6 protein-coding genes are annotated in these 12577 nt (G+C 38.9%); all 6 read left to right on the top strand.

The annotated features are described in order from the left end of the window. Window positions 1–3 precede the first annotated feature (3 nt). On the top strand, window positions 4–1599 hold the full coding sequence (locus UXI14_RS00515; RefSeq protein ID WP_335964318.1) for a RagB/SusD family nutrient uptake outer membrane protein: 1596 nt from the start codon (window positions 4–6) through the stop codon (window positions 1597–1599). 24 nt (window positions 1600–1623) lie between these two features. Further along, complete coding sequence (locus tag UXI14_RS00510; RefSeq protein ID WP_335964317.1) at window positions 1624–2988, top strand: hypothetical protein; 1365 nt, start codon at window positions 1624–1626, stop codon at window positions 2986–2988. A 75-nt stretch (window positions 2989–3063) separates the two neighbouring features. Then, entirely contained in the window at window positions 3064–5556 is a 2493-nt protein-coding gene (gene galB / locus UXI14_RS00505; RefSeq protein ID WP_335964316.1) for a beta-galactosidase GalB, read from the top strand. 100 nt (window positions 5557–5656) lie between these two features. Continuing rightward, window positions 5657–8002, top strand: a complete 2346-nt coding sequence (locus UXI14_RS00500) for a TIM-barrel domain-containing protein (protein WP_335964374.1) — start codon at window positions 5657–5659, stop codon at window positions 8000–8002. A 6-nt stretch (window positions 8003–8008) separates the two neighbouring features. Further along, window positions 8009–10021: a glycoside hydrolase family 97 protein gene (locus UXI14_RS00495; RefSeq protein WP_335964315.1), complete on the top strand. Its 2013-nt coding sequence runs from the start codon at window positions 8009–8011 to the stop codon at window positions 10019–10021. A 476-nt stretch (window positions 10022–10497) separates the two neighbouring features. Then, a complete protein-coding gene (locus UXI14_RS00490; protein WP_335964314.1) occupies window positions 10498–12384 on the top strand; it encodes a right-handed parallel beta-helix repeat-containing protein in 1887 nt (628 codons plus the stop codon). Window positions 12385–12577 lie beyond the last annotated feature (193 nt).

Here is a 12577-nt window from a genome sequence, read left to right as displayed (position 1 = left end):
AAAATGAAAAAACTTAGCATATACACAATAACATTAGCAATGTTGATATTGGGTTCCTGTACCAAGGATTATCTGGACACAGAACCAATGACAGAGCTTACAAGCGACAGCTTTTATCAAAATCCGGGAGATGCATACGATGCACTTGTTGGATGTTACGACGGAATGCAGATAGCAGTGGGCGCATCGGGATTGTCGTTCCCGATTGCTTCCGAAGTATTATCAGACGATTGTTTTGGAGGAACAGGGAACTCAGATGGATTTGGCTACCAAATGTTGGATGAGTTTGATGTGAGCAGGTCACCGTCTGATGTAGATTTGTACAACGATACTTGGATAAAATACTATCAGGCCATCTTTAGGTGCAACACCTTGCTTCAAAAAATGGATCAAATTGATTGGTCTGGAAATGAAGAGTTACAATTAACATACGAATCGGAAGCCCGGTTCATTAGGGCCTATTTATATTTCGATTTGGTGCGCTTGTTTGGTCAAGTTCCATTATTAACCGAACCTTCAGATGAGAACATTCCACAATCTGCACCCGAAGAAATTTATGCGGTAATTGCTCAAGATTTGCTTTTTGCTTCAGAAAATATGTCGTCTGAGCCTTACACTTCGGTTCAGGCCGGTAGGGTTACCAAATGGGCAGCAAAATCAATGTTGGCACGAGTTTACCTGTATTATACAGGATATTATGGAGCTTCAGACTTGGTTGGTTTGGTTAATCAATCTTCAGCATTGGCACAATTAGAAGATGTCATAGCGCAAAGCGGTCATGGTTTGGTAGACGATTTTAGTACTTTATGGCCTGCTGCTTCCGTTGAAAATTTTGAAGGAGAGAATAACAAGGAAATTGTTTTTTCAATAAAATTCACCTATACAAGTGATTATGATGGGAATACTGATGGAAACCACTGGATGGTAATGTTCGGTATGCGTGAATTTGATTATTATCCTTTTGGAAGGGGATGGGGAGTTACCGTGAACCCGGAATTGTATAATTTATATGAAGAAGGCGACGCAAGGAGAGCAGCCACCATAATTGCCATTGATGAAGATGAAATTCCATTTGAAAATCAGGACAAACAAAGGGAATATACCGGTTATTACAACAAAAAGTACAGTCCGATGACGGATTATGATGAAGACGGAAACCTGGGAAGCGTAGCAGAACAATTAGGCGCACTCAATTTTCAAATAGGCCAGTTTCAAGATTATTACGTAATGCGTTATGCCGATGTTTTATTGATGGCCGCAGAACTGGGAAGCTCCAATGCACAACAATACTTTGATGAAGTAAGGCAAAGGGCCCTTGGAGATAATTTTGTTTCGCTAACGGCAAACAAAACCAACATAATGAAGGAACGACACAAAGAGTTTGCCATGGAAGGCATCAGGTATTGGGATCTGCTTCGCCAAGGAGTAAGCACAGCAGCCTCAACCTTGGCAACAAGCACTACTGTTTTAAATGGTGGAGTAACGACCGAGAAAACCATTTCGGCAGGAAATATTCAAACCACAGAAGGTTTGCAACAAATACCAAATACGCAAATTACATTATCAAACAATGTTTTGAAGCAAAACACAGGATGGTAATTATTAAATTTAAAAAATAGAAAAATGAAAACTATATATAAATTTGGTCTCATGGTATTGTGCATTGCGGCATTTTTTGCTTCGTGCGATGATCATGAAAATAGCCTGGGGGATAAATTAGACCCATCTGAACTTCAATATACCATTGAGCAGGATTATTCCATAGACGAAGGGGGTAATACAGTAATTCTCACCAATAATACTCCAGAAACGGTGCCTGTATGGAATTATGGAACAGGACGCTCCAATAGGGCCGTGGATACCATTCATTTTGCTTTTGCAGGCGATTATACCATCCAGTTTTCGGCAATGACCGATGGCGGTTTGGTGGATGCAGATCCGGTAACTGTTTCGGTAACACAAGACAACCTGAATTATGTAAACGACGAACTTTGGATATTTTTATCTGGAGGGCCCGGACATGAAAAGTCATGGGTTTTTGATAACGGCCAATATGGGTTGGCTCCCGGGGCAATGTCGTATGCAGACCCGTCTGGAGTTGTAGAATGGAACGATTTTACGCCAAACTGGGAACCCGAAGGTAATGCAAACGGAAGTACAGATGAAGATATGCATTGGGGAAATTACATGACCTTTAGCTTAATTGGAGGACCGTACATGACCACACACGATAGCGAAGGAAATGAATTAGAAAGCGGGACGTACTATTTAGACAAGGAAGTACATACCTTAACAACTACCGATGCCACTATTTTAAGACCGGATAATTTTATTCAGAATGTAAGCAATTGGAATAATAATCTTAAAATATTGACATTGACAGAAGACCAGTTGCGAATAGCCACTTTGCGGACCAATGATGAAGGCGAATGGTGGTATATATGGAATTATGTCTCTAAAGAATATGCCGATAACTATGTTCCGGAAGAAACAGAGCCTGAAGTTGATGAAGGCTTTGAGCCTACTTTCGAGCCCGGTGAATTGCTTGAAATGCTAACAGGCGGTATTGGTTCGGGCAGGATTTGGGAGCTCGATGGAAACGGAAACCCTCTAGATTGGCTGGCTTCTGGTGCCGGTTGGACGGTAGACCATACCAGTTCGTATAGTTGGGGATGGGACGATAATTGGGCGGCCATTGCATCCAATTCTTGGATTCGTTTCGATCAATGGAACGGGACACAAACGTATACCCGAAATCAAGATGGCGTAGAAACTTCCGGTACGTTTACCATTAACGAGGCAACCAACGAAATTACTTTAGATGGCGAAACCTTAATTCAAAATGAAGGACATTGGATGAACCCAACTACCAATACAATTACAGTTGTTAAAGCGTTTGACGATTTTGACACGCAAGGTATTTGGTTTGGTACCAGTTATAATCCAGATAGCGACGAATGGTTGGTTTTCCATTACATCATTCCGTAAGGCATTATTTTAAATTACAGAAGGAGAGTAGCGTATGTTACTTTCCTTGCTGTTGTAACTATAGATATATAAACAATGCAATTATTTTTAAACAGAAAGTTTAAGTTAGCTTTTTATATTGCATGCGTCGGGTTGTTCGGCGCATGCAATTCTTCATTAAAAAACGAAGCGTTGGACTTTGATAGAAAAGCCGACTTTAACGATAAATGGAGTTTTTATTTAAACGATAGTATTCGTGATAACGATACAATTTCTGAAACAACAGAATGGCGTACACTAAACCTGCCACACGATTGGAGTATTGAAAAGCTTTTTGACGAAAACAGCCCGACAGGTCATGGCGGAGGCTATCTTTCTGGAGGTTTGGGATGGTATAAAAAGGAATTTTCTATTGATGAAAGCGGTAAAAATAAATTAATCTCTATTGTTTTTGATGGAGTTTACAGCAATAGCCAAGTTTGGATCAATGGGCATTATCTTGGAAAAAGGCCAAATGGATATATCGGGTTTGAATACAACCTGACACCTTTTTTGAATTACGGAAAAACTAAAAACGTGATTCTTGTAAAAGTAGACAACTCCAAACAACCAAATTCACGTTGGTATTCTGGTTCGGGCATATACCGAAATGTGTGGTTAAAAACAACCGCAAAACTTCATGTGGATATTTGGGGAACGTACATTACCACTCCAAAAGTGTCTAAAGACAGCGCAGTTGTTAAAATAGAAACTGCTGTTCAAAATTCAGATAGGCAAGAAAAAACTGCCATGTTGCGTACACGTATTTTCGACGCAAATACTATGGTTAAAACCATTAAGGAAGCGTTTGCCATTGGTGCGGGTCAAAACCAAAAAATAACTCAAAATATCCTTTTAGATGCTCCCAAACTATGGTCGGACGCGCATCCACATTTGTATCGGGCATATACCGAAATTTTTGTTGATGGCGAATTGATAGACCAATACAAAACAAATTTTGGGGTAAGAAGCTTTAAATTCGATCTGGATAAAGGTTTTATGCTAAACGGAAAGCAAACAAAAATAAAAGGTGTGTGTATGCACCACGATTTGGGACCTTTAGGAGCAGCCATCAATACTCGTGCTATCGAGCGTCAATTAGAAATTCTAAAAGAAATGGGGGTAAATGGAATTAGGACTTCCCACAATCCACCGGCACCCGAACTTTTGAATTTATGCGATGAAATGGGCTTTATCGTTATGGACGAAGCTTTTGATATGTGGGAGCGAAGCAAAACTAAATTCGATTATGGAAATGTTTGGGAAGAATGGCATAAAAAAGATTTGGAAGCCCAAATTTTAAGAGACCGTAACCACCCCAGCATTTTTATGTGGAGCATCGGAAATGAGATTCCGGAACAATGGAACGAACGTGGTGCAGAAATAGGAAGGGAATTATCAAAAATTGTAAAAACCCTTGATACAACACGCTTGGTAACAGCGGGAATGAATCCTCCAATCCATATAAAAAATAAGGAAGTAACCCTTCAGTTTGAAGATACGGCAGCCGAACCCAATGCTTTGGCAGGATCGGGTGCGTTGGATATTATTGGGTACAATTATGCGCATCAAACGTATGCCCAGCATCAAAAGAATTTCCCGAATACACCTTTTATTGCCACCGAAACCACCTCGACTTTGCAGACAAGGGGACATTATGATTTTCCTTCGGATACCACCAAAATATGGCCCGTGCGCTGGGACAAGGTTTTTACGGAAGGAAATCCGGACAATACGGTTTCTTCTTTCGATCAAGTAAGGGCGCCTTGGGGTTCGTTGCACGAAACGGCTTGGAAAATCATTAAAAAACACGACTATCTTTCCGGAATGTACATCTGGACAGGGTTTGATTACATAGGCGAACCTACGCCATACACTTGGCCTTCCAGAAGCTCGTATTTTGGAATTGTAGACTTGGCAGGTTTCCCAAAAGATGTGTATTATATGTACCAAAGCGAATGGACCGATAAAACCGTGTTGCATTTATTTCCGCATTGGAACTGGAAAGAAGGTCAAACAGTGGATGTTTGGGCATATTACAATCATGCTGATGAGGTAGAGCTCTTTTTAAATGGAAAATCTTTAGGAACGAAGCGCAAAGAAGGAGACGATCTTCATGTTATGTGGCGCGTTCCTTTTGAAGCGGGCACGTTAAAAGCAATTTCTAGAAAAAATGGAGCAGTTGTTATGGAAAAAGAAATTAAAACTGCCGGAAAAGCGGCGCAGTTAAAATTGCATGCCGATAGAAATACCATTAAAGCCGACGGAAAGGACCTTTCTTTCATTACGGTAGACATTCAAGATAACAAGGGCATATTTGTTCCTACGGCCAATAATAAAATTTCTTTTAAGTTGGAAGGAGATGGCAAAATTGTGGGCGTTTCCAGTGGCGACCCAACCAATCACGAATCATTTAAAGGAACAAAACATAGTGCATTGAATGGAAAATGTTTGGTAATTGTTCAAGCCGGAGATAAAGCATCAACAGTAAAGTTTACAGCTACGTCACCGGGTTTAAAAGAAGCAACCATCAATATTCAACTCAACTAAAAAACGAGCGCACAATTAACTAAAAACAATGAAAAGAGAATATCATATTAAAAAGAGTAGTATCTACAAGTACATTGCAGGAAGTGTTCTTGCCTTGCTGATGTTTACCAAAACCGATGCGCAAATACAACATGCCGATGTATTGAATGCGCCGATCGATATAAGCAAAGATTTTTATAATTACGAAAACACGTTTTATTTTGCAGATCATTTAACAGATTTCGATCCCAAATCGGGGAAGGGAACCCTTGAATATAAAAGGTACCAATACCAAAGTAGGCAAGCATTCAACAATATGCTGATGAAACCAGATACGGTTCCGGCAAACGAATTTCCGGCCACCGAATATGAGGCGGCACCACATTTGCCATTTCAAATTCAGTTTGTGTCAGATAGAACAATTCGTATAAAAATGACATCGGGACCGCAATTTCATCCGCAGGAAGAATCGTTGATGTTGGTTAATGGAAAAGCACCCAACAATCCCGATGCATGGACGTATAAAAAAATAGAGGGCGGTTATCAATATTCCAATGAAAACGGAAAAGTCGTAATTATTGAAAACCCTTGGCATGTTAAGATTTATGACGGAAAAGGAAAACTTTTAACCAGTACTTTGCACAATACAGATGTAACCAATACATACACACCGGTGCTGCCATTTTCTTATGTAAGAAGGAACAGCGATTATTCCCGAAGCATGGCGGCGGTTTTTTCGCTTCAACCGGATGAGAAAATCTTTGGTTGCGGAGAATCTTTCATACAATTCAACAAGCGTGGAGAAAAGGTGGTTTTATATACAGATGATGCCAACGGAGTACAAAACGAAACCATGTACAAGCCAATTCCTTTTTACATGAGCAGTCGCGGTTATGGTGTTTTTATGCATCATTCAACACCAATTACGGTCGATTTCGGCAAGTATTTTAGTGGCGCCAACGAAATGATGATTGGCGACGATGAAGCCGATTTGTTTATCTTTTTGGGCGAACCTAAAGATATTTTGGACGAGTACACAGATTTGACCGGTAAATCTGTAATGCCGCCGTTATGGTCGTTTGGTTTTTGGATGAGCAGGATTACCTATTTTTCTGAAAAAGAGGGCAGGGAAGTGGCCAAAGAACTGCGCAAGAATAAAATTCCGAGCGATGTTATTCATTTCGACACCGGTTGGTTTGATGTAGATTGGAGAAACAATTATGAGTTTGCTTCAGAAAGGTTCAATAATCCTAAAAAAATGTTATCCGACCTTAAAGACGAAGGTTTTGAAGTATGTTTGTGGCAATTGCCATATTTTACGCCCAAAAATACCTTGTTTAATGAGATTGTCGATAATGGTTTGGCTGTAAAAGATAGAAAAGGAAACATTCCTTATGAAGATGCCGTGCTGGATTTTTCCAACCCAAAAACAGTGGAGTGGTATCAGGCAAAACTGAAACATTTGTTCGATTTGGGCGTGAGTGTTTTTAAAGTTGATTTTGGAGAAGCAGCACCGGCAAATGGAATTTATCATTCAGGACGTACCGGTTTTTACGAGCATAATTTATATCCGTTACGATACAACAAAGCAGTTGCAGAAATCACTAAAAAAGAAAAAGGATATACGCTTATTTGGGCACGGAGTACCTGGGCTGGAAGTCAGCGTTACCCATTGCATTGGGGAGGAGATGCCGCAACTACCAATACGGCAATGTCTGCAACACTTCGCGGCGGACTTTCATTAGGGTTGAGCGGTTTTTCTTTTTGGAGCCACGATGTTGGAGGATTTGTTACAAAATCTCCTGAAGATCTGTATAGAAGGTGGACCCCATTCGGGATGCTTTCGTCGCATGTAAGAAGTCATGGCGAACCACCAACTGAACCTTGGTTGTACGATAAAGATTTTCTCGATGCTTTTAGAAAGGCAGACAACATGCGTTACGAATTAATGCCATACATTTATACGCAGGCCAAAGAAAGTTCGGAAAACGGCTTGCCAATGATGCGGGCTCTTTTTATAGAGTTTCCAAACGATCCGGGCGCATGGCTTGTGGATAATGAATACCTTTTTGGTGCTAGCATGTTGGTAGCTCCTTTGTTTGAAAATGAAACATCCAGAGCAGTATACCTTCCCGAAGGTACCTGGATAGACTATCAAACTAAAAAAGTATACCAAAGTGGTTGGCATACCATTGAAGCTGGTGAAATACCCATTGTAGTGTTGGTAAAAAACGGAACGGTAATCCCTCATATTAAATTGGCACAATCTACTAAAAATATGGATTGGACACAGTTGAAGCTTAACATATATGCTACTGCTGAAACGACAACTGCTAAAGGGAAAGTGTACCTTCCGGCAGGGGAAAAATTACATACTGTTACTGTTGAAAAAACCGGAAATACTTTTGAAGTTGAATCAAATCCACTTCAAGGAAAAACATCGTTTAAGTTAGAATGGACTAAATAATAAACTATGCTCATAAAATTAAAATACTGTATAACCACTATTTGTGCATGTGCTCTAATTGCATGTGCCAAAGAACAGAAACCAATAGAAGTTTCATCACCCGGGAATGTAAATAAAATAACATTTTCATTATCAAACAATGGCATTCCACAATACCAGGTTTTGCACGGAGAAACACAGGTTTTAAACCCTTCAGAAATGGGGTTTGTATTTAAGGATGCCGATTCTCTATATAAAAATTTTGAGATTGTAAATATTGAGGAAAAATCTTTTGATAATACCTGGACACAGGTTTGGGGTGAAAAAAAAGAGATCAGAAATCATTACAACGAATTAAAAGTTGAATTGAAGGAAAAAGGAACAAAGAACCGAAAGTTGAATATTGAATTCAGGGCTTTTGACGATGGGGTTGCATTTCGGTACGTATTTCCGGAACAGGGAATTAAAGACAGCATTTTTATCATGGACGAGTTGACCACTTTCAGCCTTTCAGATGATGGAAAAGCATGGTGGATCCCCGCTTATGGCGAGCAGCGTTATGAATATCTTTTTAAAGATTCGCCGGTGAGCACGTTAGATACCGTTCATACTCCATTAACAATAGAAAGCAAAAACGGATTGGCATTGAGCTTTCACGAGGCCAATTTGGTAGATTTTGCAAGTACTACTTTGGCACATACCAAAGAGACAACCTTAAAAACCGATTTAGTGCCTTGGGCAGATGGGGTAAAAGTGAGAACCACAAAATCGTTTACCACACCTTGGCGAACTTTGCAAATTGGTGAAAAACCAACTGATTTAATTACTTCGTACCTTATTTTAAACTTAAACGAACCCAATAAAATTGAAGATACCAGTTGGATAAAGCCCTTTAAATATATGGGAATTTGGTGGGCGATGCATATTGGAAAATATACTTTTTGGGAAGGGGAAAAACAAGGAGCTACAACCAAACATGCCGAGGAATATATTGATTTTGCCGAAAAAGAAGGCATAGACCATTTATTGATTGAAGGTTGGAACAAAGGTTGGACGCCCGATTGGTACAAAAATGCCATGCATCAATTTAGTTTTACCAATGAAGCCGATAATTTCGACTTAGAAACGGTTACCGATTATGCTGCCAAACATAATGTTCGCATTATCGGGTACCACGAAACAGGTTCGAACATCGATAATTACTTAAAGCAAATTGACAGTGCTTTTGCATTGTACAATAAAGTAGGTATTCACGATGTAAAAATTGGGCATGTAGGTTCGTTGTTAAAAATGAAAGAATGGCATCATGGTCAATTTGGCGTGAATTATTTTAGATATGTTTTAGAAAAAGCGGCCGAATATCACCTTACCGTTTTATATCACGAACCAATTAAAGACACCGGGGAACGAAGGACATTCCCGAACATGATGGCCCGGGAAGGGGCACGCGGGCAAGAATACAATGCATGGAGCGAAGGAAATCCGCCGAGTTATACCACCATTTTGCCATTTACGAGGCTTTTATCGGGCCCCATGGATTTTACCGCCGGAATTCTCGATGTGGAAGTAAAGCAAGGATATCCGGGACGGCGGGTGCACAGTACAGCAGCCAAACAATTGGCTTTGTTGGTAACCGTTTTTTCGCCTATACAAATGTTGGCAGATCTTCCTGAAAATTACGAAGGACAACCGGCTTTTCAATTTTTAAAAGAAGTACCTACCAATTGGGAAGATACCAAAATTTTGAACGGAGAAATTGGCTCATATATTACAACCGTTAGAAAAGATATTAATAGCGACGATTGGTATCTGGGGAGCATGACCAATGAAAAGGCTAGAGATTTTGATATTCCATTATCCTTTTTAGACGAAAATGCCACTTATGAAGCACAAATTTATGCCGATTCCGAAGGAACCGATGAAACCCATAACCCGGATGCTATTGCTATTTCAAAGAAAAAAGTAACCACTTCCAATGTGTTAAAACTCCATTTGGGTGCCAGTGGAGGAACAGCTATTCGATTTAAAAAACTAAATTAAGTTTTTTTAAAAGAAGCATCGGTTAAAATAAAAAGAGAGGTATTTTGTTAATATGCTTTCAAAGAAAAAGGGGGTATCATTAGGTATCCCTTTCTCATTTTCAGTCCACTTTAAATTGGAAATCATTAAAATGTTAATAAAATCAGAACTTGTTAATTTTCAGTATTTTAGTAAATAGACTCATTTTCTGCAAAATAAATCTTTAAAGCGAAGTATATAATCTTGTTAATCAGTAATTTATAGGGTCGCTATTATTTTTTTTGTTTTAATATAAAATTAATATTTATATTTAAATCGTTGAAAAACAGTATTTTGTGATGTATTGATAAAATTTAACATTTTTATTGTACGACTTGTAGTCCAAACGGAGTTATACAACGTATACATAAAGAGGTATTTTGTCGGTAATATATGCATTTCGTCTATTGTTTTTAAACAAGCCTCAATACTAAAATTAATTTTAAAAGAACTTAACCATGAAAAAAAATAGCTGGTCGATGCTGTTGATTTTATTGATGATTTTTTTCACGTCCTGTACAGATGATAAGGCTTTGGAGTCTTTAATTAATGGAGAGGATGATAATACGGAAATAATCGATCCGGATCCTGAAGATTCAGACGATCCCTATAATGTAATTACAGATGCGGTAGATATTCCCTGTGATTACGATTTTGCCGCTACAGAGGCAAATGCTTCCCTTAACATTAGTTGCGATTACGATTTGGGCGGTAAGTCCATTCAATTGGCATCGGGTGTAAAATTAAATTTCGACGGTGGAGAAATAGTAAACGGAAGTTTGGATTTTTCCGGAGACGGGGTAATCGATGGTCAGTTATTAAATATTGACCTGAAAATAGACGGCGATGTAAAAATAGAACACCCCCATTTTATTTTCGAACCTTCCCGATGGGATATGGTGGAAGGAAAAACTTCTGATGAAAATGCCTTTCAGAATAAAGAACATATAAATGTTGCATTAGAACTTACTCATGAAATTGGCGGCGAGGTTTTTGAAATTGATAAATTGGATGCCTATTTCTATGGAAAGCGCCTTACAAATCATCCTCCGTATAGTTATGCTGATAATTCCATTAAAGTACCTACGGATACACATATTCTTATGAGCGACAATACGTTTCTTAGGGTACAACCTACTAACAACCCCTTCAGCAGGCTTCTTACTACTTTTAAAGGCCAAAATATAACCATTGAAGGTGGGAATTTAGTAGGAGACCGTTACACACACGATTATTCTGCGGTTGTAGATGAAGTTGGCGTTTCAAGAAATACCCATGAATATGGTGGCCTACTCATGATATTGGGTTCGCATAACGTAGTTGTTGATAATGTAAATATTTACGAAGGAAGTGGCGACGGAATTATGGTACAAGGTTCTTCTATACGGGAAAGGGACGGTTCTATTAAGGATGGAAACTTTCAATCTGAAAATGTGGTGATAAGCAACAGCTTTATAGATAAATGCCGAAGAAACAATATTTCAATAACCGACGGGAGTGGTATTACGGTAGAAAACTGTACCATTTCGGGAGCCGGGGGCGAACACGGTTCTGGTAAAGATTACGAGGGGACTGCCCCGGAAATAGGAATCGACCTTGAAGCATACAGGGAGAGAAAAGACGACGGCTCGCTTTATGCATATGAGCAGTTGGAAAACGTTACCATTAAAAATAATAAATTTACGGGCAATCATGTGGCCGATGTACTTGTTTTTACTGCTGATTTTATCAACATAGAAAACAATACAATGGATAACAGAATAGGGATCAACGCAGGTCATGATGTGAAGATTACCGGAAATACCATGAAAGCAAAACCGGATATCCAAACAAATGTAGGTATTGGTTTTGACCATTATACCGTTGCAAATGAAGAGTTGACATATAATATCGAGGCAAGCAACAACAAAATAGCGGGATACGATACTTCTATCCGTGTAGGAAGCTTTAATGTAAAAGTGAATGGAAACGAATTTTATGACTTTAAGCAAGCCATTTACATTACCAATATAGAAGATGCCGAAATAGGAAACAATGTATTTGCTAGCGACAGGGACGTGAGTTATGCATATTTTGCAATGGGCAAAACTACGGTTGCAAAAAACGTAACCATAAAAGGTGAAGATATTAGCGTGACACACCGCCCATTATACTTGACCAATTTGAACGATGCTATTGGCAGCTCCAGCGAACGTATTACTTTTGATGAATGTAAATTTTCATCTTCTAGAGAGCTGTATCTGGATAACTGTAAAAACATCACCATAAAAAACAGTAGTATGAATACGGAGGTCGAGCAAATCAATTCCGAGAATATAGTATTGCAGAATAATAAAATGGAATAAATTTTATTTGGATTGCCCACTATAATCATATCATAAAATAATGTTTAATGTCGCTTCGATCCCGACCAATAATAGCGTCGGGATCGAAGTTGCATATTATTAATAAGGCAATTAGTCAATAAGTTAATAAGAAAAGGGTTTTTCTAGTTTAGAGTTGAGGATTCAGAGTTTCAAAGTTAAAAATTCATCTGCC

This window comes from Galbibacter sp. PAP.153, from assembly GCF_037029175.1.
In the GTDB taxonomy this organism is placed as follows: domain Bacteria; phylum Bacteroidota; class Bacteroidia; order Flavobacteriales; family Flavobacteriaceae; genus Galbibacter; species Galbibacter pacificus.
The sequence above is the reverse complement of the archived record's forward strand: the minus strand, read 5'-3'. Positions and strand labels throughout refer to the sequence as shown.